General features: G+C 60.4%; 17 protein-coding genes. 3 read left to right on the top strand and 14 right to left on the bottom strand.

Going from position 1 to position 25,280, the window contains the following annotated elements:
* Nucleotides 1-78: 78 nt before the first annotated feature.
* Nucleotides 79-1,083, bottom strand: coding sequence for an NAD(P)-dependent oxidoreductase (locus tag N8H71_RS15015; protein ID WP_262194591.1), 1,005 nt, complete (start codon nucleotides 1,081-1,083; stop codon nucleotides 79-81).
* 26 nt (nucleotides 1,084-1,109) lie between these two features.
* Here N8H71_RS15015 and N8H71_RS15010 point away from each other — a divergent pair, with 26 nt between their 5' ends.
* On the top strand, nucleotides 1,110-2,246 hold the full coding sequence (locus N8H71_RS15010) for an LLM class flavin-dependent oxidoreductase (protein WP_262194590.1): 1,137 nt from the start codon (nucleotides 1,110-1,112) through the stop codon (nucleotides 2,244-2,246).
* A 108-nt stretch (nucleotides 2,247-2,354) separates the two neighbouring features.
* On the opposite strand, the gene rfbA is transcribed toward N8H71_RS15010, so the two are convergent.
* Genes rfbA through N8H71_RS14985 form a run of 5 tightly spaced genes read right to left on the bottom strand, consistent with a single transcriptional unit; the run spans nucleotide 2,355 to nucleotide 8,804 of the window.
* Nucleotides 2,355-3,278: a glucose-1-phosphate thymidylyltransferase RfbA gene (gene rfbA, locus N8H71_RS15005; protein ID WP_262194589.1), complete on the bottom strand. Its 924-nt coding sequence runs from the start codon at nucleotides 3,276-3,278 to the stop codon at nucleotides 2,355-2,357.
* Nucleotides 3,279-3,320: 42 nt separating this feature from the next.
* Nucleotides 3,321-4,403, bottom strand: a complete 1,083-nt coding sequence (gene rfbB / locus N8H71_RS15000; protein ID WP_262194588.1) for a dTDP-glucose 4,6-dehydratase — start codon at nucleotides 4,401-4,403, stop codon at nucleotides 3,321-3,323.
* Between the two features lie 54 nt (nucleotides 4,404-4,457).
* Complete coding sequence (locus N8H71_RS14995) at nucleotides 4,458-6,635, bottom strand: prenyltransferase/squalene oxidase repeat-containing protein (RefSeq protein ID WP_262194587.1); 2,178 nt, start codon at nucleotides 6,633-6,635, stop codon at nucleotides 4,458-4,460.
* A gap of 22 nt (nucleotides 6,636-6,657) precedes the next feature.
* A complete protein-coding gene (locus N8H71_RS14990) occupies nucleotides 6,658-7,908 on the bottom strand; it encodes a hypothetical protein (RefSeq protein WP_262194586.1) in 1,251 nt (416 codons plus the stop codon).
* Nucleotides 7,905-8,804, bottom strand: a complete 900-nt coding sequence (locus tag N8H71_RS14985) for an acyltransferase (protein ID WP_262194585.1) — start codon at nucleotides 8,802-8,804, stop codon at nucleotides 7,905-7,907. Before N8H71_RS14985 ends, N8H71_RS14990 begins: the two co-directional genes overlap by 4 nt.
* A gap of 639 nt (nucleotides 8,805-9,443) precedes the next feature.
* Between N8H71_RS14985 and N8H71_RS14980 the strand changes: the two genes are divergently transcribed.
* Complete coding sequence (locus tag N8H71_RS14980; RefSeq protein ID WP_007953863.1) at nucleotides 9,444-9,788, top strand: cupin domain-containing protein; 345 nt, start codon at nucleotides 9,444-9,446, stop codon at nucleotides 9,786-9,788.
* A 94-nt stretch (nucleotides 9,789-9,882) separates the two neighbouring features.
* Here the strand turns inward: N8H71_RS14980 and mmsB are convergent, their stop codons facing one another.
* Both mmsB and N8H71_RS14970 read right to left on the bottom strand, forming a co-directional pair.
* On the bottom strand, nucleotides 9,883-10,770 hold the full coding sequence (gene mmsB, locus N8H71_RS14975) for a 3-hydroxyisobutyrate dehydrogenase (RefSeq protein ID WP_262194584.1): 888 nt from the start codon (nucleotides 10,768-10,770) through the stop codon (nucleotides 9,883-9,885).
* A 9-nt stretch (nucleotides 10,771-10,779) separates the two neighbouring features.
* Nucleotides 10,780-12,306, bottom strand: coding sequence for a CoA-acylating methylmalonate-semialdehyde dehydrogenase (locus N8H71_RS14970; RefSeq protein WP_262194583.1), 1,527 nt, complete (start codon nucleotides 12,304-12,306; stop codon nucleotides 10,780-10,782).
* A 149-nt stretch (nucleotides 12,307-12,455) separates the two neighbouring features.
* On the opposite strand from N8H71_RS14970, the gene N8H71_RS14965 reads away from it, so the two are divergent.
* Nucleotides 12,456-13,403 carry a LysR family transcriptional regulator gene (locus N8H71_RS14965; protein WP_007953866.1) on the top strand — a complete coding sequence of 316 codons (948 nt, stop codon included), beginning with the start codon at nucleotides 12,456-12,458 and terminating at the stop codon, nucleotides 13,401-13,403.
* Here N8H71_RS14965 and N8H71_RS14960 read toward each other — a convergent pair.
* From N8H71_RS14960 to recC, 6 genes are all read right to left on the bottom strand, one after another.
* A complete protein-coding gene (locus N8H71_RS14960) occupies nucleotides 13,400-13,900 on the bottom strand; it encodes an OmpA family protein (RefSeq protein ID WP_279309618.1) in 501 nt (166 codons plus the stop codon). The two genes, N8H71_RS14965 and N8H71_RS14960, sit on opposite strands and share 4 nt — an antisense overlap.
* Nucleotides 13,900-15,168 (bottom strand): diguanylate cyclase domain-containing protein, encoded by a 1,269-nt coding sequence (locus N8H71_RS14955; RefSeq protein ID WP_262194581.1) that lies wholly within the window; start codon nucleotides 15,166-15,168, stop codon nucleotides 13,900-13,902. The genes N8H71_RS14960 and N8H71_RS14955 overlap by 1 nt, the downstream gene beginning before the upstream one ends.
* Complete coding sequence (locus N8H71_RS14950; protein ID WP_262194579.1) at nucleotides 15,165-15,740, bottom strand: YfiR family protein; 576 nt, start codon at nucleotides 15,738-15,740, stop codon at nucleotides 15,165-15,167. The genes N8H71_RS14955 and N8H71_RS14950 overlap by 4 nt, the downstream gene beginning before the upstream one ends.
* Before the next feature lie 119 nt (nucleotides 15,741-15,859).
* Nucleotides 15,860-17,968: an exodeoxyribonuclease V subunit alpha gene (recD, locus tag N8H71_RS14945; RefSeq protein ID WP_262194578.1), complete on the bottom strand. Its 2,109-nt coding sequence runs from the start codon at nucleotides 17,966-17,968 to the stop codon at nucleotides 15,860-15,862.
* The gene (gene recB, locus N8H71_RS14940) at nucleotides 17,965-21,654 is read right to left on the bottom strand and encodes an exodeoxyribonuclease V subunit beta (protein ID WP_262194577.1); all 3,690 of its coding nucleotides are present in this window, start codon (nucleotides 21,652-21,654) and stop codon (nucleotides 17,965-17,967) included. The genes recD and recB overlap by 4 nt, the downstream gene beginning before the upstream one ends.
* Nucleotides 21,651-25,103, bottom strand: coding sequence for an exodeoxyribonuclease V subunit gamma (recC, locus tag N8H71_RS14935; RefSeq protein WP_262194686.1), 3,453 nt, complete (start codon nucleotides 25,101-25,103; stop codon nucleotides 21,651-21,653). Before recC ends, recB begins: the two co-directional genes overlap by 4 nt.
* Nucleotides 25,104-25,280 lie beyond the last annotated feature (177 nt).

The raw sequence follows: 25,280 nt of genomic DNA, 5'->3' as shown, positions 1-25,280 counted from the left end.
ATCACTGTCCGACAATTACGCAAGGCGCAAGAGGCCAACGTAACTTGCGAACAAGTTACGTTTCTTGAATCTTTTTGATTACTTCACGCCGGCACGCCGGTCACTAACTTTCGACAGTGAGGCCCAGTCCTGATCGGCCTGACCATGGGCCATTCCGTCCAGCAGGTTGTCCTTCAACACGCTGGCAAACGGCAGCGGCACTTGGGCAGCCTCCCCGGCTTCCAGCGCCAGGCGTACGTCCTTGAGACCCAGCGACAATTTGAAACCGGCCGGCTCGAATGTTTCATCGACCATCAGCTTGCCGTAGCCCTGATAGACCGGCACGGCGAACAGGGTCGAAGTGATCATTTCGATGAACGCCTCGCGACTGATCCCGTAACCGCCGGCCAGGGTCGAGGCTTCGGCCAGGGACTCGATCGCCGACGCGATCATCAGATTGGCCGACAGTTTGGCGGCGCAGGCCACCTCGGCCGTGTCGCCGAACGTCCAGGTCTTGCGCCCCAGCACATCGAACAGCGGCTGCACCCGGGCCAGTGCTTCGGCGGGCCCGGAGGCAAGAATGTTCAGATTGCCGGCAGCCGCCACATCGACCCGCCCCAGCACCGGTGCCGACACGTAACCGACGCCGCGTGCTTCATGCACGGCCGCCAGTTCTTTGGCCAGCGCCACGGACACCGTGGACATGTTGACGTGAACGCTGCCGGCCCGCAGACCTTCCAGCGCCTTGGCGTCGAAGAACACCGAGCGGATCGCCGCGTCATCGCCGAGCATCGAAATCAGCACCTCGGCCTGCGCCGCCAGTGCCGGTGTCTCGACAGCTTCAGCGCCGGCCTTGGCCAGTGCTTCCAGCGGTGCCGACGAACGATTCCACACGCGGACCCGATGCCCGGCTTTCAGCAGGTTCAGCACCATCGGTACGCCCATCGTGCCCAGACCGATAAATCCCAGTTCCATGTCGCGCTCCTCTCTCGATGAGGTCTTCAAATCCGTTTGTGCAATGACCCATGTTTGCGATTGTACGTGTACAGGCGTACATTTCAAGTGCCGCGATGATTCATTCTTCGCGGCAAGGGTTTCAAACACACCTTTACCCAAGGCAAGGAGGCTTTATGCAATTCGGGATCTACACCGTTGGCGACGTCACACAAGACCCTACCAACGCCCGTACCCCCAGCGAATCCGAGCGCATCCAGGCCACCCTGCAAATTGCGCAGAAGGCCGAAGACATCGGACTGGACGTGTTCGCCACCGGCGAGCACCACAATCCCCCGTTCATCACCTCCTCTCCCACCACGCTGCTGGCCTACATCGCAGCCAAGACCCAACGCATCATTCTCTCGACGTCCACCACCCTGATCAGCACCAACGATCCGGTGCGTCTGGCCGAAGAATATTCGCTGCTGCAAAACCTCTGCGGCGGCCGCATGGACCTGATGCTCGGCCGGGGCAACACTGCGCCGGTCTATCCCTGGTTCGGCAAGAGCATCGCCGACGGTCTGCCACTGGCGATGGAAAACTATCGCCTGCTGCACCGGCTCTGGCGCGAAGAAGACCTCAACTGGAGCGGACGCTTTCGCACCCCGCTGAAAAACTTCACTTCGATCCCGAAGCCCCTCGATGACCTGCCGCCCTTCGTCTGGCACGGCTCGATCCGCACCCCGGAAATCGCCGAGCAGGCCGCGTATTACGGCGACGGTTTTTTCGCCAGCCACATCCTCTGGCCCCGTGAGCATTTCATGGCGCTGGTCGAGTTCTACCGCGCGCGGTTTGCCCATTACGGTCACGGCACGCCGGAGCAGGCGATAGTCGGTCTCGGCGGGCATATTTTCATGCGTCGCAACTCTCAGGATGCACGCCGTGAGTTCCGCCCCTACTTCGACAACGCCCCGGTGTACGGCCATGGCCCGTCCCTGGAAGAGTTCATGGAAATGACCCCGCTGGCCGTCGGCAGTCCTCAGGAAATCATCGACAAGACCCTGACCTTCCGCGAGTACTTCGGCGACTATCAGCGCCAGCTGTTCCTGTTCGACCATGGCGGCATTCCGCTGAAGACCGTGCTGGAACAACTCGACATGTTCGGCAAGGAAGTGTTGCCGGTGCTGCGTGAAGAAACCCGCAAACGCCGCTCGCCGCTGGCGGCCGAAGCGCCGACACATGCCAATCGCCTGGCCCGTTTGCAAACGCCGTCTGCCGATCCACGCACCATGGTCAAAGCTGCCGAACTCGACAGCGTGACCGGCCACTGAACCTGTGGGAGCGAGCTTGCTCGCGAAGGGGCCGTCACGTTCAACAGCATCATTGACTGATGGACCCCTTTCGCGAGCAAGCTCGCTCCCACATTGATCTCGCAACGGTCAGGCAGCGCCCTTGAGCGGGCGCTGCGCATCCATCGAAACCACCACATCATCGTTGATCAGCCGCGCCAGATACTGACCGTAACCGGTCTTGCTCATGCTGCCCGCGTGCACCAGCAATTGCGCGTCGTCGATCCAGCCCTTGTGGTAGGCGATCTCTTCGAGGCAGGCGATTTTCAGACCCTGGCGTTTCTCGATGGCCTGCACGAAATTGCCGGCTTCCATCAACGCATCGTGGGTGCCGGTATCCAGCCACGCCATCCCACGGCCCATCACCGACACGTTCAATTTTCCGCGTTGCAGATAGACGTTGTTGACGTCGGTGATCTCCAGCTCGCCGCGCGGCGACGGCTTGATGTCGGCGGCAATCTGCAGCACTTCGTTGTCGTAGAAGTACAGGCCGGTGACGGCGTAGTTCGACTTCGGATCGCTCGGTTTTTCGCAGATGCTCAGGGCCTTGCCGTCAGCATCGAATTCCACCACGCCAAAGCGCTCGGGATCGGCCACGTAGTAGCCGAAGACTGTGGCGCCTTCATCGCGAGCGGTGGCCTGCAGCAAGGTTTCACCGAAACCGGCGCCGTAGAAAATGTTGTCGCCGAGCACCAGGCACACGTTGTCTTCACCGACGAATTCGCGACCGATGATGAACGCCTGAGCGAGGCCGTCCGGACTCGGCTGCACCGCGTAGCTCAGGCTCAGGCCCAACTGGCTGCCGTCGCCGAGCATGCGCTGGAAGCCCGGCAGATCTTCCGGCGTGGAGATGATCAGGATCTCGCGGATTTCCGCCAGCATCAGCACCGACAGCGGGTAATAGATCATCGGTTTGTCATACACCGGCAGCGACTGTTTCGAGACGCCCAGAGTGATTGGGTGCAGACGCGAACCGGCGCCGCCCGCCAGCAGAATTCCTTTGTACTTGGCCATGCCTTTTTCCTTTCAAGCAGTGAGATTTGAATGACTGAGTGTTCAGGCCACGAGGGCTTCGTCGCGCTGCTCGCCGAGGCGCTCCAACGCGTAGGCACCGGACATCATCCGCACCCACCAGGGGCGGTTATCCAGATACCAGTCGACGGTTTTCTGCATGCCGCTTTCGAAGGTTTCCTGCGGCGTCCAGCCAAGCGTCGCGTGGATTTTTCCGGCGTCGACCGCGTAACGTTTATCGTGGCCCGGACGATCCTTGACGAAGGTGATCAGGTCGCGGAAGTGCGCAACGCCCGCCGGTTTTTCCGCACCGCGCGCCTCAAGCAGATCGCACAGGGTGTGCACCACTTCCAGGTTGGTTTTCTCGTTGTGGCCGCCGATGTTGTAGGTCTGCCCGACCTCACCGCGCGTGACCACCGCATACAGCGCGCGGGCGTGATCTTCGACGAACAGCCAGTCGCGAATCTGCGCACCATCGCCGTACACCGGCAACGGTTTGCCTTGCAGTGCATTGAGAATGACGTGGGGAATCAGTTTTTCCGGGAAGTGATAAGGCCCGTAATTGTTCGAGCAGTTGCTCATCACCACCGGCAGGCCGAAGGTGCGATGCCAGGCGCGGACCAGATGATCGGAACCGGCCTTGGTCGCCGAGTACGGCGAACTTGGCGCGTACGGCGTGCGCTCGGTGAACGCTGGATCTTCAGGCTCCAGGTCGCCGTACACTTCATCGGTGGAAATATGATGGAAACGGAACGCCGCCTGTCGCGCCGCGTCCAGTCGGCTCCAGTAACCGCGCGCGGCTTCGAGCATCGTGTAGGTGCCGACGATGTTGGTTTCGATGAAGGCTTGCGGGCCATCGATCGAGCGGTCCACGTGGGACTCGGCGGCCAGGTGCATCACTGCATCCGGTTGCAGCCGTGCGAACAGTTCGTCCAACGCGGGTTTGTCACAGATGTCGATCTGACAGAACCGGTAACGCGGCGAGTCAGACACATCGGCCAGCGATTCAAGGTTGCCGGCGTAGGTCAGTTTGTCGACGTTGATCACTTCACATTCGGTCTCTTCGATCAGAAACCGCACCACGGCCGAGCCAATGAAGCCCGCGCCCCCTGTCACTAAAATTTTCATCAGCGCCTCCCCTGGCAAAATGATGATTGAACGTCCTTCGATGCTGTGTGCAGGTCAGTTCAACAACGCGACCCAGTATGGCGACAGCCCTTGCTCGAGAATCAGCAGCGTCTGGATGCAAACGAAGCTTTCGTCGGTGGTCGCCGAGGTCGCATTGAGCGGACCGAATCCACCGTCCTGCTTCTGATGGGAAGCGATCCAGTCTTTCGATTCCTGCAAATACGTCGGCTGCGCGTCGAGCAGAAACATTGCCGCGATGGCCATGTAAGTGCCCACCAGACTGACCGCTTTGCCTGGCCGGTAGTGGAACGAACCGTTGGCCAGTTGCAGCTTTTGCAGCCAGGCGACGGTCTGCTCGGCATCGACGATGCGTCGGTTGAGAATGAACAGCGTCGACACCACGCGGTACACCGAAAACGCGTCTGGCGGATATCCGGGCTTGTTGGCGAAACCGCCGTCGGCGGAGCGGCAGCGCAGGGCAAACGCCATCACGCCCTGCTCGTCCGGCGCCTTGGCTTCCAGCGCGTGCAGCGACAGCACTGCCAGGTTGGTGTGCCAGATGTCCGAGCCGAAACCCGGCACATCGCCGAACCCGCCATCGGGGTTTTGGCACGCTTGCAGGTAACGCACGCAACCGCCGATATCGTTCGGCAACGCGCCCAACACCCGCAGCGACAACACCGCGCAGTAGGTGGCGAACACATCGCTCAGATGCCCCGGTTGCTCGGCGAATCCGCCGTCGGTGTTTTGCGAGGCCCTGATGCAGTCGATCAGGCTGGCCTTGTTTTCGATTTGCAGACCCAGCGCGTGCAAGTCCGAAATCACGTGCAGCCCGGAAAACACCTGCCAGGTCTTGTCGGCACGGAAACCCAGCGGCGCGGTTTCGGCGGTCAGCCCATATGGCGTTTCATTCGATGCCCGAGCCTTGGCCAGCCACGCCAGATAACGCTGCAGATCAACATTGATGGTCGGCACGCCATTCGGATGAATGCGCTGCACATCACCACTGCCATCGATCACTTGCAGCTCACGGTTTACCAACGCCGCATCGTCATGATGATTGACGGCAGCAGTCGGTTCGATGGACTGCAAGGCGTGAGCCGCGGCGAGCTGGGTTTTCAGGCTCTTCAGGTGCAACGGCAGGTACGTCAGGTTGCCGATGCTGAAGATCCCCGGCTGACGCGGCGGCGCCCAGAACTGCCGAATGAACGGCACCGTCGGGTCATCCGGTGTCGACCAGAAATAGCCCTTGCCCATGAACAGACCGCCATTGCGGGCGTCGTGAAACTCCAGCAAAGCGGATGTCACCGAAGCCCGGTCGGCTTCGCTCGCGCCGGATGGCAAGGCCTGAATCGCCTGCAACAGCAACGCCACGTCGTAGGCAGTCTTGATCGGAAATGGCGACTCGTGATTTTTGTACGAGGTGTGCCAGTCGCAGCGCACTTTGCCGTTGATCCCGACCCGATCCCAATACCCGCCGTAGGCCGGATCGCGGAACAGCGCCAGAGTTTGCAGCAGGAATGAACGGGCCAGATTCGACAACGCATTGTCGTCGCGCACATCGGCCAGTTGCGCCAGCACCAGGCTGACTTGAGCCCGCACACCGCAACGGGTCAGCGCCACATCGACACAGGATTGGCTGTCGCTACCAGCCACCCGACCGATCAGGTTCTCTGCATGAATCTGCAAGTGCCCGACCAGGCCGAGACCCAACGACTGATTGTCGATACGCGCCAGCAACGCCGTGGCGCTGATGTCGAGATCGATCGAAGTCGCGAGTTCCAGCGGCGTCGACCAGTCGCTGCTGTACAGACCGGCGACTGTGGAACGGGCGTAGAGCGCTTCAACCTTTTCCAGCAGACCGTGGATCGCTGCATTGTTCGCTGCGTCCTGCGGCACCCGGCGCTGATAGGCAATCAATGCCGCCAGCGCGTCCAGTTGCTGCGCCAGCGTGCGGCAGCGTCCGGAGCCGTGCGGCGTCCAGTAGCGGTCGGCCAGCTCGTGAAAACCGCCATTCGACGCATCATGCAAACGCATCAGCCCGTCATGGGCAAAACGCAGCTCGACATCATCGCCGTGCTCGGCCTGATAGAGCGTCGCCGCGACCTGATCCTGCAACTGCTTGTCGCTGGAAATCGCAACCTCGCCACTGGCATCGGTCACGGCGAAAAAGCCGCCGTGGTCGATATCCTTGAGGCCTTGATCAAATAGAAACTGCGGATGCAGTGACATGGTGAATCCCTCTTCCTTGAGGTTAAGCGGCTTTGCTTTCGGTCAGCGACACAACGCTGCCCTGGCACAACTCGATGATGCGCGTCGCGGCGCGGGCGGCACCTTCGCCATCCGGCGCGGCCACTTGCTGATGCGGTGCGTAGTAGGCCGAGGCATCGGTGTCTTTTTCCAGTTCGCCCTGGATCAGTTCGACGATCGCATCGCGGTCGTGGCCCAGATGCGTCGGGAAACCCAGCAGCTCCAGACGGCGCAGCGCCTCGAGTTCGTGGTACTCGGATTTGGACGGCAGCACGAACAGCGTCGGAATCTGCAGTGCGGCGATTTCCGTTACGGTGATCCAGCCCGGCGCCGAAATCAGCAGGCTGGCTTCGCGTAGCAGGCCCATCCAGTCCGGGTAGTACGGCACGCAGACGACGCCGTCCTGAGCCTGGATATCCTGACGGCCCAGCAACACCAGTTTCAGTTCCGGATTGCGCTCGCGCAGGACCTTGAAGCTGTCGAGGTAGGCGGCGAGCAGCGCGTCCTTGTTCTGGGCAAACATCGTGGTGCCGCTGATCGAAGCCACAATGAACGGCGAGTCGCCGAGGTTCAGTTGCTCGCGCACGTTCAAACCGGTCTGCACATTGATGTCGCGGATCATCGGGCCGACAAAATGCGCCTTGCCGCTGACCAGCGCTTCGGCCACCGGTGTGCCCTGATCGAGGGAGGCCACGTAAGGTTTGTCGGTCAGCACCAGTTGGCTCTGATTGATCATCCAGTTGAACTGGCTGTGCAGCGCGGTGCGGGCCCGGGCCATTTCCAGCGCATTGACCTCGAAACCGCCGTCGGCCAGATCATGGTCTTCGAGCTGGCACAGGGTGAAGTCGTAGCGCTCGGTGACGAACACCAGCGGCGTGCCGCTGAAAATCGCGGCCAGGCAGGCGGCCATGTTGTAGTCCGACACCAGAGCGGTCGGCTTGTATTCGGCGATCAGCGCCAGGTAAGACAGAATCCGCTCACCGGACAGGAAGGTATTGGCGATATAACCGCCAATGTAATTATTCCAGTCGAGTTCTTTCGACAAGTTGCTTTTTTTCGAGTAATCGACCAAACGACCGGCAATATCCACTACTTCAACGCCGGACTTTTCGAACATCGGCGTGAAAGTCGGCTGCAAGGAAGCCAGGGCCACGGTCAATGACATGTCGGGACGCTGTTTCTTGATCGCTTGAGCGATGGACAGCGCGCGCATGTTGTGACCGGAACCGGTTGGATTGGGGGCAAATAAAATCATTCTTGAATCTCCATTAGTTGAACAACGCCATGAACCACAGTGTTTTCCAATACATCCCTTATAACCACCGAGTACTGCTTGATAACGGCACCGTCACCAATATTCAGTGGACCTACCAAGATGGCGCCCTCGCCAATAACGCAACGACTTCCAATGCGCACCGGTGCCTCCTCCCAGGGCAGTGAGCGGAAAGAATGATCATGGGTGGAGGCCACGATCGTGACCCCCTCGGACAACTCGCTGAAGGCACCAACGGAAACACCGCCGGCCGCCTCGATAACCACACCGGCCGCCAGTCGCACGCCGGTGCCCAATTCGATGCCGCCCAGTTGCGACATGCCGCCCTGACGGTTGCTGCGCCCGATCAGGATGCAGTCCCGGGCGATTTCCACCGACGCTCCGCCGCGCAGTTCGGCATCGATCAAAGCGTCGTCGCTGATGTCCCAGGTCAGGGTGTCGGGGTTCAGCGACTTGAGCCGCGCGACCGACTGCGTGGACCGATCGAGCATCGACGGCAATCCCTGACGCGCCCGCTCCTGGACTTTGGCCAGCACCGGTTCCGGGCTCGGCCGGCCGTCCTCGACCACGGTGCGCCGGGCAATGACCCGCGCCGGGCGGCCGACGACGATTGCGTCCGGCGGCACATCCGCTGTCACCAACGCGCCAGCCGCCACTACGGCCCCGGCACCGATGGAAACACCGGCAGCCACGGTGGCCTTGGCGCCCAGCCAGACGTTTTCGGCAATCCGAACCGGCGACTGCGCCGTCCCCAGGCACTGGGCGCCGGTGGCGAACATGCTGGATTTGCCGATGGACGCGTGCTGCAAATCGCACCTGAAGCCGATAAAGCAGTCATCGCTGATCTGCACATGTGTCAGGCGACTGCCGGCACGCACCCAGACGTTCCGGCCAAGCTCACTCGCACTATCAACAGTCGTCGAAACTTCAACTACGTTTATGTCGTCCACAATAAAGCCTCATTCCATTGATGCCGGGCACATAAAAATTCAATAGGCGTGCGTATCCCGCAGATATAAATCCGCCAGTGCACAAATAATAATTAACTGTTTACTTAAGGCTTTTACTCAAAGCACGCGAGACATTGCGTCCGCGCCACTTATTAACTGCCCGGTTCATTCAACTGTCATTATTCATTAACAACAGATAGAAGTTCACACTTGAGCCGAAGTCCAAGTCAGTTATCGAGATGAGAAAAAGCCGATTCAAGTCTGTCCGTGACTCAGTTGGAGCTCCCTTCCGAGGAATAGTCCTTTAGTACGAATGTTATAGTACAGACGATTTTGTTTTGCAATAGGTGTCAGAATGGTTATCTCGTTTTAGTCTAAAAATTGATTGAACTTTTATGGTGCATGCTTGTATTAGAATCGTCATATATGCACAGCAATGGTGCAAATCCAGGTTTTACGCAAGTCTGCGCCAGCGCTTACAGACATCTCGAGGTCGACCCCAGACATTCCGACAGCACCCGCGAAGGCTACGGTGACGGCTCTAACTTCCTCTGGCCTGGAGCCGTCATGCCCGCACCTATCACCGTTTTGCGCGACACCCATCCCCTGCCCGTACTCGATGCCTGCAAATGGGAAAAGCTCGAGGGCGACCCGCACACCGTCAACCTCAACGCTTACACCAGCGAAGACGGCAGCAAGATCATGGGCACCTGGATCTGCACGCCAGGCAAGTGGCGGGTGGACTATGTGAAGTGGGAGTACTGCCATTTCCAGGAAGGCTACTGCGTCATTACTCCGGACGGCATGGAGCCGATCCACCTGCGCGCCGGCGACATCTTCGTGGTCGAGCCAGGCATGAAGGGCACCTGGGAAGTGGTCGAGACCGTGCGCAAATATTTCGTGTTCGCCTGATACAAAAAAGCCGGGAAACCACCCGACGTGATTTCCCGGCAACACCTACTGCATCTGAATTGCAGACCTGTGACGAGCACAGGCCTGACGACGATTACTGCGGCTTGCGATAGCTGTTGATGATCGCCGAGAAGTCCTTGCCCCCTTCCCCGCGCTGACTCATCGCCTGATACAACTGCTGCGCCACCGCGCCCAGCACCACCGGCTGATGGGCCTGACGCGCCGCTTCGGTAGCCAGCCCCAGATCCTTGAGCATCAGCTCGGCGCCGAAGCCACCGGTGTAACCACGCGAGGCCGGGGCCGTTTCGACGATGCCCGGCCACGGGTTGTATATTTCCGAACTCCAGCAACGCCCGGTCGAGCTGTTGATGATTCCGGCGAGCACCGTGGTGTCGATGCCCAGCGCATCGCCCAGCGCCATCGCCTCGCTGACGCCGACCATCGAAATGGCGAGCAACAGGTTGTTGCAGATCTTGGCGATCTGCCCGGTGCCGACCTCACCGCAATGCACGATGTTGCGGCCCATCTGCGCCAGCACCGGTTGCAGGGTGGCGAACAGTTCCGGGGTGGCGCCGACCATGAAGGTCAGCGTACCTGCGGTGGCACCACCGGTTCCGCCGGACACTGGGGCATCGGCCATGGCCACGCCTTGTTTGGCGGCCGCCGCCGCCACATCGCGCGCAGCCTGCGGGTCGATGGTGCTGCAATCCACCGCCGGCACGCCTTTGCCGATCCCGGCGAGAACACCGTCGTCACCGAGCCAGACGCTGCGTACATGCACCGCGGCCGGCAGCATGGTGATCACCAGTTCTGCATCTTCAGCAGCTTCGCGAGCAGAAGCGCGGATGGTGCCGCCCAGTTGCTCGAGTTCCGCCAGCACGGTTTTGTTCAGGTCCACCAGATTCAGCGAATGCCCGGCCTTGATCAGGTTGCGCGCCATCGGCGCGCCCATGTTGCCCAGACCGATAAATGCGATTTTCATGGCCATTCCTCAGCGCAGGTTGATGGTGGTGTTCACGCCGTCGTTGACGCTGTCGTCGTCGAACCAGCGCGCCGTGACCGTTTTGGTCTGGGTGTAGAACTGCACCACTTGCTTGCCGTACGGGCCGAGGTCGCCGAGTTTCGAACCGCGCGAACCGGTGAAGCTGAAGAACGGGACCGGGACCGGAATCGGAATGTTGATGCCGACCTGGCCGACGTCGATTTCAGTCTGGAATTTACGCGCCGCCGCACCGCTCTGGGTGAACAGGCCGGTGCCGTTGCCGAACGGGTTGGCGTTGACCAGCGCGATGGCCTGATCGAGGGTGTCGACTTCCAGCACCACCAACACCGGACCGAAGATTTCCTGGGTGTAGATCTGCATGGAGGGGGTCACCCCGGAGAACAGGGTCGGGCCGACGAAGTTGCCTTTCTCGTAGCCCGGCACGCTGATGTCGCGACCGTCCAGCTCGAGTTTCGCGCCTTCCTTGATACCGCTTTCGATCAGATCGAGAATCCGCGCCTTGGCCTTTTTCGAAATGACCGGACCGACATCGGTGCCCGGCTCGTTGCCGGCGTTGACCTTGAGTTTCTGCGCCAGTGCTTTCAGATCCGGCAGCCACTGCTTGGCCGCGCCCACCAGCACCACCACCGAGGTGGCCATGCAACGCTGACCGGCCGCACCGAAACCGGCGCCGACCAGCGCATTGAGCGCTTGCTCGCGATTCGCGTCCGGCAGCACCACCGCGTGGTTCTTCGCGCCCATCATCGATTGCACGCGTTTGCCGTGTTTACCGGCCAGGTCATAAACGTGGGTGCCAACGGCGGTCGAACCGACGAACGAAACGGCCTTGATGTCCTTGTGGGTGCACAGGCCATCGACCACGTCTTTTCCACCATGGACGACGTTGAGCACACCGGCCGGAATGCCCGCTTCAATCGCCAGTTCCACCAGCAACAGGGTCGACAGCGGATCCTGTTCGGATGGTTTGAGGACGAAGGTGTTGCCGCAGGCAATGGCCATCGGGAACATCCACAGCGGAATCATTGCCGGGAAGTTGAACGGCGTGATGCCGGCGCAGACGCCGATCGGCTGGCGCAGGGTGTAGGTGTCGACGCCGCCGGCCACGTTCTCGGCGAACTCGCCCATTTGCAGGCTGCCGATGGAGCAGGCGTGTTCGACCACTTCCAGGCCACGGAAAATATCGCCCTCGGCATCGGCAATGGTCTTGCCCTGCTCGGCGCTCAGCACCACGGCGATGCGTTTGGAATGCTCGCGGATCAGCGCTTGCAGTTTGAGCATGATGCGCATGCGCGCGCCGATCGGGGTCAGTTTCCAGGTCTGGAAGGCGCGCTGTGCGGCGCTGACGGCGGCGTCGACTTCAGCGGCGGTGGCGAATGGAACCTTGGCCAGAACCTGCTGGGTCGCCGGGTTGACGATGTCGTGCCATTCGGTGGTCTGCGACTCGACCCACTCGCCGTCGATCAGCAGCTTGACCTTCTGGATCGTGGTTTCGTTGGGCGTAAGCGATGCGTTCATGCTGGTCTCCAGAACTTGTTTTTATCTTAGGAGCCAAGGCGATAGGTTCGCCTTGAGATGAGGCGTGTGTCACGAATTGGTTGTCGGACTGTTTTTGGAGTATAGATGTGCAAACTTCTAATAAGAACGCACATATAAGCCCGTCCATCATGCAAAAAAACATCACCTCTCTAGGCTCGCTGAACTGGGACGACCTCAAGTTTTTCCTCGAAGTCGCCCGTACCCGCAAGGCCAGCACGGCGGCCAAACGCCTGGCGGTGGACTACACCACCGTGTCGCGGCGGATCAGTTCGCTGGAAGCGGCGCTCGGCACTTTGCTGTTCGAAAAGTCGCGTACCAGCGGTTTCGTACTGACTGCCGAAGGCCAGCGCCTGCTGAGTTATGCCGAGTCGATCGAAAGCACGCTGCACATGGCCTGTGAGCAGGTGTCAGGCTCCGGTGTCGCCCTGTCCGGGCATGTGCGGATGGGCTGCACCGAAGGTTTCGGCAGCTTCTTCATCACCCCGCAATTGAGCCATTTCGTCGACGCCTACCCGGCGATCTCGGTTGATATCCTGCCGTTGCCGCACTTCATCAGCCTGTCCAAACGCGAGGCCGACATCGTCATCGCCCTCGAACGCCCGGAACACGGGCCGTACGTGTGCTGCAAACTCTGCGACTACCGCTTGCAGCTCTACGCGACCCAGGAATATCTGGACAAGCACCCGCCGATCCGCCGCCCCGCCGACCTGGGCAAGCATCAATTCATCAGTTATGTGGATGACCTGGCGTTCAGCTCGGAACTGCTGTATCTGGCGAACGTGTTGCCCGGCGCCAGCGCCAATTTGCGCAGCACCAGCGTGATTGCACAGTTTGTGGCGGCTCAGCAGGGACGCTCATTGGCGATTCTGCCGTGCTTCCTCGCGGCACAGGATCCGCGCCTGTTGCCGGTGTTGCCGGAGGAAATCGACATCACCCGGCAGTTCTGGATGTACTGCCGGGAGGACCTGCGCAAGCTCAAGCGGATCACCCTGTTGTGGGATTACATCCGCGAGGTGACGGAGCGCAATCAGGGTCTGTTGATGGGTGAGACCCGCGAAATGCAGTTCGCCGATTAATCGGCGCTGACCACAATCGACACCCTGCGGTTTTCGGTGCGGCCGGCGGCGGTGTCGTTGGAGGCGACCGGTTCGCGGCTGCCGAGGCCTTGCAGCTGGATGTTTTCTTCTTTCATGCCGACCGAGGTCAGCACTTTGCCGACGCTTTTTGCGCGGCGCAGTGACAGCTGCTGGTTGTAGGTTTCCTTGCCCGAAGCATCGGTGTGGCCATCGACCCGCACCCGCTCGATGCCGACACCCAGCAACGCTTTGCCGATACGCTCGACGATTTCGGTACTTTGCTTGTTCAGGCTTTCGACATCGCTGCCAAACAACACCTTGCCCGACAGGCCGAACTCCCAGCCGTCATCGGTCAACTCGAAGCCTTGCTGCTTGAGGACAGCGACCTGAGCCGGCGTCAGGCCTTTTTGTGGGGCGGTCTGGCAACCGGACAAGGCCAGCATGGCCGTCAGCAACAGGGTGGAAAACAGTCGAATGGAAAGTGAGAACACGGGCATCAGCTCCTGGTTTGAACGGGATCGACCGGGTGCTCCGACCCGGCCGTGAATTGGGCGCCGCGCGACAACCGCTTGGCTTGATACATCGCGGCATCCGCCGCATCGAGCAAGGTGCCGGGCGTGGCGCCATGATCGGGGTAAACCGCAATGCCGATACTGAGCGAAGTCACGACACTGCTATCGCCCGGCAGCGCAATCGGAGTGTCCATGCTGGCGAGGATCTTGTCGGCAATGCGCTCGGCGTCTTCGGTCTTGTGCAGGGGCGTCAGCAGAACGGCGAACTCATCACCGCCCAGACGCGCCACCAGATCTTCTTCACGCAACTGCGCCCGCACCCGATTGGCCACCGCCACCAGCACTGCGTCGCCGGCGGCATGACCGAAGCTGTCGTTGATGTCCTTGAAACGGTCACTGTCGAGAAACAGCACTGCCACGCGCTCGTTCAGTTTGTGGGCGCTGCGTAGTGCACGGATCAGGCGGCCTTCGAAAAAGGCCCGGTTCGGTAATCCGGTGAGACTGTCGTGACTGGCCTGGTGGGCGAGGGTTTCGTTCTCGCTTTGCAGGTGGGTTTGCCAGTCTTCGAGTTCATCGAGCAGAGCATTGAAGTCATTGCCGAGATTGTCGAGCTCGGCAATCTTTGCTGCCGGCACGCGCCGGTCCAGTGCCCGCTCACTACGGGCGGCGTGGGCTACTGAGGCAAGGCTGTGCAACGGGCCGATAATTCCGCGCAATTGCCTGCGCGCCAGGTAGAGCGCCACCCAGGCACTGATGGCAGTACAGAGAATGATGCCCGCCAGACCGCTCAGCAGAAAACGCATCAGGCTGCCGCCGTGGCCGATCAGCAGAATACGGCCGATTTCTCGATTCTGATGAAAGATCGGCAAACTGATCGGTTTCTCCAGAATGACCCGCGCCACCTGTAATTCAAGTTCGGAAAACAAACCGTTCTCCGGACGCTGCCAGCGTGCGAGCAATTGGCCTTGCGTGTCGAGCACCTGGGCGTCCGCCACCTCTTCGGTCGAGGCGATCAGCGCCAATGCCTCGGTCGCGGCAGCCTTGTCGTTGAACACCACGGCGGCTTCCACGGTGTAACTGATCGAGCGGGCAATCAAATGCAGGTTGTGATCGGCATAGACTCGCAGCGCCAGCACCCCTAGCAAGGTCAGGGAAACGCTGGCCATCGCCACGCCGACCAGCGCAACGATCAAATGCCCGCGACCGATGACTGAACCCAGGGTCGGACGCCCTGTAATTTTTTCGCGTCTCATGGCACCGCCGTTTTTCGGCGCGACAACTGCAGTACGCTGGGATGAATGCGCACACCGCTGCGGGCGACGGAGTCGAGATTGACCTCGAACGACACTTGCTCATCACCGACCCGCAGGCAGAAGAGGCTGCCGACTGTGCACTGATCGTCACTTTCGCTGATGCTTAGCACTGGATGGCCGATCAGAGATGTAAAGAGTCGGCTGCGCTCATCCGTGGTGAGTTTGCCGATGTAGACCGCATCGCATTCACTGACGATGGCTGGATTATCGGCCAACAGTCGACGCACGGTGACCGGCCGGCCCGTTGCCTGAGTCGTACCCTTGACCAGATCGTCGGTATATTCGGTAGGGCCGATGATGCACAAGCGCAACTGTGCCGGCTCGACCGGCCAACGCGCATAACTGAGGATACCGAGAACAACCTGCGTAACGGATTTGGCCCTTTGTTCGGCCAGGCCCGCCGAGGCTGGAGTCTGCGCAGCGGCCACACTTGCGAACAAACAGAGCACACAGGCAAGCAACACCTGTTTGCCGCCAACTACGCGCTCTGTCGCCCAGACAGCCAGCTTCATGCGGGGATTCTCTTGGATCGTTACGAAATGATGCCGCAACGATAGCACAGCGTTGGAACGCCAGCGATACAGCGACCTCTGACCGGTCGGTCAATTACCGGCGGCAATCGAAGGCACCTTCATCCTTTATGTGGCGCCCCTTCTTCCAGTTCCAGCATCAGTCCACTCAGGCGCTTCACCTTGCGCTGCACCGCTTCTTCAAACACGCCGCTCCGAGGCTCGATCAAGGTGAACCAGTCCTTGGCCCGGGTAATTCCGGTGTAGATCAGTTCCTTGGTCAACACGGGATTCAGGGCGTCCGGCAGGATCAGCGCGGTGTGGGCGAATTCCGACCCCTGCGACTTGTGCACCGTCATGGCATACACAGTCTCGACATCGTTGAGCCGGCTCGGCAGCACGAAGCGCACCCCGCCGCGCCCGTCGTTACGCGGGAACGCTACTCGCAACACCGATTTACCGGCGTCCGGTCCATCGCGCTCGGGCAATTTCAGGGCGATACCAATATCACCGTTCATCAGCCCCAGACCGTAGTCATTTCGGGTCATCAGCACCGGCCGGCCTTCGTACCATTGCTGGTCGCTCTCGATCAGCCGCGCCTTGAGCAGCGCGTCGGTGATGCGCTGGTTCAGCCCCTCAACACCCCACGGCCCTTTGCGCACTGCGCACAACAACTGGAAGGTATCGAAGGCCCGCAGGACGTCACGCGCCCAATCGACCCAACCCGGGTGCTCGAGCGGCGTTCCGCTCGCCGGACGGCGATCGCGCAAGACGCTCAGATAGTGTCGATAACCGTGAGGGCCTTCGCCGTGTCCATCGAGCACCAGGTTCTCAAGTTTCCGGTCGTGCTCGTTCTGAAGCGGCAACGAAAACACATCGCCATGAGTTTTGGCTTCCAGCAACTGGCGAGCCTCGACCGGGAGTTGCTGATTCACCCGACGCGCCAATTGACCGATGCCGCTGCCCTCGCCGAAACGCCGCGAATAACGCAACATCACCACTTGCTGGGCCAATGGATGCAAACTGTCATTGTCTTCCTGCAGGCCACTGTCCTGCAGGGATTCGCCGCTCCCCGCTTCGAGCCACTCGCGGGTCTGCGGACTGTACCAACCCGCTTCGGCATCTCGGCACAAATCCCCCAGCACCGCACCGGCCTCCACAGAGGCCAACTGATCCTTGTCCCCCAACAACACCAACCGGGCATGAGGCGGCAACGCATCAAGCAGGTTGGCCATCATTTCCAGGTCGATCATGGAGGCTTCATCGACCACCAGTACGTCCAGAGGCAGGCGGTTACCGGCATGGTGGCGAAAGTGTCGAGTGCCGGGGCGGCTGCCGAGCAAGCGATGCACCGTGGTCACCTCGGTCGGAATTTTTTCCCGGACGCTGCCAGCGACCTTCAGCGACTGCACCTGCTGACTGATGGACTCGGTCAACCGCGCCGCTGCTTTACCGGTCGGCGCCGCGAGCCGAATACGCAATGGTTGCTGCGCCTCGACCGCAGGTGCCTGGAGCAACGCCAGCAAACGGACTACCGTCGTCGTCTTGCCGGTGCCCGGCCCGCCCGTAATGATGCTGAAGGCACTTCGGGTCGCCAGGGCGCAGGCGAGTTTCTGCCAGTCGATGACATCCGCACGCTGGGCCGGATCGAAAAGTGCCTCCAGCCGCCGAGCAAGATCAGGTGGTGTCGCTTCCTGCCCGGCGAGTCGCTGACGCAATGCACTGTCGATACGTCGCTCATAGACCCAATAGCGCCGCAAGTACAAGCGTTTGCCCGACAAAACCAGCGGACGCTCTTGAGCCGACACACCTTCGTCAGCCGCCAGCGCCACCAGCGAACTGCCGGCCAGCACCTTGCACCAGTGCGCTGCGTCGAGGGTTTCGAGGAGCTGCGATGGCAGCAGCAACACGCCGGGTTGTGCATCACCCTCCGGCGGCAGGGACAGGGCGAAGTCGGGGGCCTTGAGGGTTTCGAACAGATCCAGGCACACATGACCATGGCCGAGCTGATGACTGGTCAATGCGGCGGCGAGCAACACCAGCGGATCGACATCGGGTGCCAACTCATGAAGAAAGGCCACGAATGCCTTGTCCAGTGCCCGCAACCAGCCACGTTCGACCCATTGGGTAAGCAACAGCAACAGATCATCGGCACAGGACAGAGGCGTCAGTTGCGCGAGGCTGTCGGCGGTCAACGGCGTTGGCAGCAGGTCGGCGAATGTCCGGTTCATAGCAGTACTCCCTGTTCCCACGCGGGCTCGGCCTTGGGTTGCGGCTTGCCCTGGAACATGAGGTCCAGACGCTCAATCAACTCCCGCGGTGGCCGCGCGAAGTAAACGCCACCACTCGGGGCCCGTGTCCCGCGCAGAAACAGATACAACGCACCGCCGATATGCCGGTCGTAGTCGTAATCGGCGAGCCGCGCCTTGAGCTGACGATGCAGTGCCAACAGGTACAGCACGTATTGCAGGTCGTAACGGTTGTCGAGGATCGACTGCTCCATGGCCCGTTCGGTGTACGCAGTGTCATCGACACCCAGCCAGTTGGATTTGTAATCGGCCACGTAGTAACGACCCTCGTGCTCGAACGTCAGGTCGATAAAGCCTTTGAACATGCCATTGAGCTGCACCGCTTCGGCGCCGACCCGGGCAACACCGTTGTGGGTGAATTGGCGCACCTGTTCGTCAAGCTTGAGCACATCGACTTTGTGGCTGGCGAACCAGAATTCCATCTCGACCCGATATTGCTTCAATTGCTCAAGCACCACTGGCGGTTGATCAAGGCCCGCAGGCATTGGCAGTTTGAGCAAGTGCTGCAACCAGTCGCCTAGGGTGGTGATCCAGCCCTCCCAGCCCCGTCGGTTGCAACGCCGGGCAATCGCATCTTCCAGCGACTCGCGGGTGACCGCGAAGCCCTGCTCACCAGCCCACTCCAGCAAACCGTGAAGAAACGTTCCTGGATTCGGTCCGCGAGGGAAGCGGTGAATATCGGCCCCGCCGGCAATGATCTCGCGCGGAGCTTCAGGATCGAGGCGTTCGTCGTCGAACTGCTTTTGCGCTTGCGGACTGTCGGGAGCCTCGTCATTGCCGACGCTCAGCACGTCGCTGATACGCAAGGCGCTGTACGACGCGATCCACCAGTTCTCACTGGCCCTGCGGCTCGGTGAAAGGGTGGCACGTAGTGTGGCCTCGTTACGCGGAGGCTGGTACTCCTCGCTGGTCGCCTCCGGCATTTCAACAACGCTCAACGACGAACAATCCTGTTGCAGATCGTCCAGCCAGCGAGCCAATCCGCTGGACTCATTCAACGTTGTGCCGCCGCCCAACAGATAGCCCAGTGCAGAAAGATGCAATACCGAGCTGCTGTGATTGCCGCGCTTGAGATCCGTGACCCCGAGCCAGCACGCGTGTTGTGCGCGGGTCAGCGCGACATAGAGCAAACGCAGATCCTCCGCCAGGCGCTCGTTGTCCGCCAAGGCGATCAGTTCGGCATCGGGCTTCAGACTGATGCGGGCCTTGCCGGATTCATCGTGGTAATGCAGCGGTAATCGACTGCCATCCACGGGTTTGGCCGAGCAGATGAAAGGCAGAAACACCAACGGGTACTCAAGCCCCTTGGACTTGTGAATGGTCACGACCTTGACCAGTTGTTCGTCGCTTTCAAGACGCAGGATCTGCTCTTCACCTGCCTGTCCGGACAGCGCCAGATGCTCGGCCAGATGACGGATCAGTGCCTGCTCGCCATCGAGTTCCGACGCGGCCTGTTGCAACAACTCCGACAGGTGCAACAGGTTGGTCAGCACCCGCTCGCCATCACTTCGGGCGATGAGCATCTGCGGTAGTTGAAAGTCGTGTAGCAGGCGCCGCAACATCGGCAGCACCCCTTGCTTGCGCCAGAGCTCACGATAACCACGGAACTGCATGACCCGGGTTTCCCAGACCAGCTCGTCCTGATTCAGACGCTCCAGCTCAGCCAGCGGCAGGTTCAGCGTGATGCACGCCAGCGCCGCTTTCAGGGAGCGTTCGACATCCGGCTCGGCGCATGCCTTGAGCCAAGACAGCAGGTCATGGGCTTCCTGAGCGGCAAAGACCGAGTCCTTGTCCGACAGGTAAACGCTGCGGACTCCGCGCGCTGCGAGCTCACCGCGTACCGCCTGCGCCTCTTTACCATCGCGCACCAGGATCGCAATGTCCGCTGGCCGCAGCCCACGCCAATCCTTGCCCTCCTGCGCAAACCCGGCACGACCGGTTTGCCCGCCATTGAGCAGCGTCGCGATCTCACTGGCGCAGGCCGCCGCCAACTGCTGGCGATAAACCGCCCCGGACAGTGGTTTGTCGGTGGATAAATGCCAGATGTTCAGCGCTGGTACGTCCAGCCCGGATACCTGCAAATGTTCTTTACGCCCCTGAGCTTTCACTGGCTGGAACGGCACCGGGTTTTCGCCGTTTTTCTCTCGGAACAGAAACGCACCGCGCCCTTGCTCACGGGACTCGGCACGCTCGAACACATGGTTGACCGCACTGACCATCCCGTGACTGGAACGGAAGTTCGTGCCCAGGGTATGCAAGCGCCCGGTTGTGGCCTGCCGGGCTCGCAGATAGGTGTAGATGTCCGCGCCACGGAAGGCATAGATCGCCTGCTTGGGGTCGCCAATCAGGAATAACCCGGTCTCGGGGTTATCCTCTTCAATGCGATAGATGCTTTCGAAGATCCGGTACTGCACCGGGTCCGTGTCCTGGAATTCATCGATCAGAGCGACCGGGAACTGCTCGCGGATGAGCGTGGCGAGACGTTCCCCACCATCGGATTGCAGGGCAGCGTCCAGACGCAACAGCATGTCGTCGAAACCCATTTCGGCCCGACGGCGCTTTTCGTCTTCAAAGCGGGCACCGACCCATTTGGCAGCATGCTGCAGCACGGCCGCATCGGGCGTCGGCAAATTTTCGAGGCTCGACTTGAGCACAGGCATGGCATCCAGGCCCGGGTGACTCGGCGGCTCGCCTTTCCAGGCTTCAGCCATGCCGTCCGGCGTGAGCCGGGCAAACCCGGTGCCGATATCCAGTTGCTCGAGCGTCTCGTCCTCGGCCCAGGCCTTGAGCTTTTCGAACCAGGGTTCGAAATAACGGGCCTGCATCTTGCGCCCGTCCACGGTTTTGTTGGCAACGCCCTGATGGCAGATGGCGAGTAACTCATCGGCCCACTGCCGCCAAGGTCCCTTCAACTCCACCAATGCCGCACGGCGTTCCTGCAGGCATTCTTCGATCAGTTCGGATGGCGTCTTGTCTGAATCCCCTTCGCGCTCGGTGCCAAACAACCCTCTCACACGCGGCAACAGGGCCGCCGGCCCTCCCCAGTGACTGCGAACCCAACTCAGTGCATCGCCCTGCATCGGGTAGCAGAACAGCCGCCAATAATCGCGCAGCACTTCGCCAAGCAGTTCACTGTGATCGGTTTCCAGAGTCTGGGTAAACAGACTGCCACTGTCGAATGCATGCTCACGCAGCATCCGCTGACACCAACTGTGGATCGTCGAAACCGCGGCTTCGTCCATCCATTGCGCGGCGATATCCAGGCGGTTCGCGCAACCGAGCCATTGTTGCGGATCGAACTCTGCACGCAGTTCATCGATCAACGCATCGGGGGGCGGCGTCTCGTCACGGAAGAAACGGGCGGCTTCGGCCAGGCGCGTACGGATGCGTTCGCGCAACTCTTTGGTGGCCGCGTCGGTGAAGGTCACCACGAGTATCTGCGGGGGCAACAGCTCACGACCGAAACCACTCGCCTCGCCTCCGTGACCGAGGATCAACCGCAGATACAAAGCCGAAATGGTAAACGTCTTGCCCGTGCCCGCACTGGCTTCAATCAGTTGGCTGCCCTTTAACGGGAATGCCAGCGCAAGCGGCTGTTGGTTGCTCATTCGCCTGCCTCCTCATGAGTCCATGAGCGCCACGGTGCCTCAAGCAGAGGGCGATACAGTGCATCACACCAACCGGAGAAGGTTTCATCCGCCTGCAGTGCATCGAAGTCGGCGAATTGTCGGGACAGAGCCGGGCTTTCGCGACGCTCGCCTTCGTTGGTCTGACCATCGCCCTCATAGGCTTTGCGGGCAGCCGCTTCAGCCTTGACCGGATCAGTCTGGGCCAGCCATGCAAAAGCCGTTTTCACCGCGACCGGAAGTGGCTGGCGCATGCCCGTCTGCCAGGCGAGCAGCAGATCCTCGAGAATTCGCCCCGCTCGAGTCTGTTCCAGAGGCTCAAGAAGGAGCGTGTCATCACTGGCCACCAGTGCGGTCGTCAGGGAGAGCCCACTGGCACACGCGACAAGATGGCTGACCCAGGGCTTGGTCAGGCGATGCCATTTGCGGCTCTTGATCGAGCCAATGCTGTTGGGGATCGTCGTGACCGACAGTACGCCGCCATCGGCGCGCCGGTGCAAACCACCCAGCCATCCTTCGAGGCGCAGTTCCTGCCATTCAAAATTGATCGGTAGCGCGTTGGTCAGGGGTGTTGGCCATAACGCCAACAGCTGTTGATATCGTTGCAACAAGTCTGGCAAAGGCTCGATCAGCTCTCGCTGAAGGCATTCACCGAACCCGGCCATGGGCAACAGTCCGCTGTTCTGCAGGCGTCGGGCTTGAGACTCGAGCGCCTGATCAACATTGTCCGGGTGCCTCATGGCTGCCCCGAGCAAGCTGTCGCTGAGCATGTATCGCTGCAATGCATCCAGCACAAAAGGCTCCTCGTCAGCCTGAGGTACCTGCGCCGCTTCGAAGTAAACCTTGAGTCGCTGAGTGAAAAAGTGTCGAACCGGATTACGCAGGAAGTCCTGCAGCAGCTCCAGACTCAACGGTTCCTCCTGGACATGAGGGGCTAGCATTGTTGCGACGTCATTATGCTCGTGATGTTGATGCAGCACCTGCCACTCGCTGGCATAGCTGAACAGCTTGTCTTCCTCATGGAAGTAGCGCGAACTGAATGGCTGCAACGGATGCTCCTGAGTCATGGTAATCAGGAGATCCTCGTTGTCGTCGGTCGATCGCCATCCATTGGCGAGATGATCGCGCAACTGGCCGATCAACACGGAGGCTGGCCGCTCACTGTTGTCGCGAATGCTGCGGCCGACCCAACTGATATAGAGCTGATGGCGGGCGGACAAGAGCGCTTCGAGCAGAAGATAGCGATCATCTTCACGACGGGAGCGATCTCCCGGCCGGTAGTCGCTGCCCATGAGATCGAAGTCCAGCGGCGGTTGAGCGCGTGGATAATCGCCATCATTCATGCCCAACAGGCAAACCAGCTTGAACGGGATCGCGCGCATCGGCATCAGTGTGCAAAAGTTCACGGCTCCCGCCAGGAAGCGCTGCGACAGACGCCCCTGATCCAGCCCTGCCAACCAGGCCTCGCGGACGACAGTCAGTGGCAGCTCGTCCAGCAGACCGACGGCCTCGCAGGTTTCCAGCCAGGTTTCGCGTAACTCCTCGAGTTGAGCCAGCAGGTAGTCGTCATGCTCGTCTTCGGGCTTGAAAAACAGTTGCATCAACGCCTGAAGCCTATGCCCCCATTCCTGGGGTTGCGCGGGTTTCATCAGTTGCTGATGCGAGAGCTCCAGTGCATCCAGCAACGCGACCAACGGGCCGATCAACGCGGCATCGAGACCGCCGATTTCATCGTAGGGCTCGATATCCCCACAGGCACCGGAACTGCCGACCGCATAACCGAGCAGCATCCGACGCAGGCCGAAGCGCCAACTGTTTTGCTCCAGCTCATCGGGTAATCCCAGCTCGGCCCGTTGCCCCGCATCGATGCCCCAACGCACACCGGCACCTTCGATCCAGCGATGCAGGGTCGGCAAGTCTCGCTCCTGCACACCAAACCTGGCGCGTAACGCAGGAACATCGAGCAAGTCGAGAACTTCACTGACGGGGAAACGACTGTCCGGCAGCTTGAGCAGATGCTCGACAGCGATGAGTAATGGATCCCGTCCGCGCTGCCCCTGATCGGCCATGGTGAAAGGAATGAAGCGTGGGTCCTGACGATCCAGTTGCCCAAATACGGCGCGGATATGCGGCGCATAACTATCGATGTCAGGCACCATCACGATCACGTCGCGAGGGCGTAATTGAGGGTTGGCACTGAAACGGGCCAGTAGCTGGTCGTGGAGAATCTCCACTTCGCGCTGGGCGCTATGGGCAATGTGAAAGCGGATCGAATCGTCTTGAGTCAGATCAACTGCAGTCCACAGCGCTCGAGTCTCGCTGAGCGGCCGCAGTTCCAGAATGTCATCCTGTAGCTGATTGAGCATGTTATTTGGCTGGTTTTCGCTGAACAGATCGATCCGTCCATTGCGAAATGCTGCGCGATAGCTATCCGGCTCATCGTAGCTGTCGAGAAGGTTGATGTAATCACGACCTTGCTTGCCCCACGCAGCGAGGAGCGGGTGAGCGTGCTGGTGGAGTGATTCCGAATCCAGCACCACGGGCATGCCGTTTTTTCGGGCTTGCCGCTTGTATTGATGACGCAAGAGATCCTTGTCGGCAACGATATCGGCCCAGTGATAACGGCAGGGGTTATGGACACACAACAGAACCTGGCTGAAACGGGAAAGCCCGGCCAACGCTTCCAGTACCTGCGCAGGCAACGAGGAAATTCCGAAAACAATCACTCGCTGGGGAAGTCCGGTCGGTGCGCTTTCAAGACTGTTGATTCGCTCCATGAATCGCTGGTGTACGCCTGCCCGACTCTGGGCCATGCCTTGCGCGCCTACATCGTCCAGCAGGGCACGCCACAACTCTGCCTGCCAGCAACTGGTCGGTGAGAGCGGCTTCGCTTCACCTCTTACATTGCGGAGTTGATGATGCCCCTCTGCCCAATCCTCAAGCCAATCAGCTCGGTAAACCTGGTATTGGTCAAAGAGGTCAGCCAGGCGCTCAGACAACTGGTAGCGCTTGCGCAGATCGGTGTCATGGGTAAGAAAGCGTTGTAGCGGTTCAAAATGCGGACGGTTGATGACCTGTGGTAGCAGGCGCATCAGACGCCAGGTCAACGGCGCCTTGTCGAGCAGCGACTTTGCCGGAATTTCCTCACGCCCCAGCACCATCCGGTAAAGCTGCCACATGAAACTGCCCGGCAGCTGCACATCAATAGCAGCGGCGATACCACAGCCGCCTGAACCGTCCGCTTCAGGGTCTTCAACCAGTGCCAGTTTGAGCCATTGGGCAATGCCGTTGCTCTGCACCAGCGCAATTTCATTTTCCAAGGGAGCAAGCGGGTAGCGCCGCATTATGCTGATCACAAGGCTGCGCAGTTCATCCAGGCTGTTGCTCTGAACGACCATGAATGCAGCGTTGAGGGACTGGGTGTCCGGCATGAAGGATTCCTTGGAAAAGTACAAAAGCCAAGGCTGAACCTTAGCATTGTCGGCAGGCGAGGACAGCCGCAAGGCGGCTGAGAATGCTGTAAGAACTTTCCTGCGGACAAAACAAAACCCCAACTGCTTTCGCAATTGGGGTTTCGGAATTTAATCTTGACGATGACCTACTCTCAC

It is taken from the genome of Pseudomonas koreensis (genome assembly GCF_025447595.1).
Classification (GTDB): domain Bacteria; phylum Pseudomonadota; class Gammaproteobacteria; order Pseudomonadales; family Pseudomonadaceae; genus Aquipseudomonas; species Aquipseudomonas koreensis_H.
The sequence above is the reverse complement of the archived record's forward strand: the minus strand, read 5'-3'. Positions and strand labels throughout refer to the sequence as shown.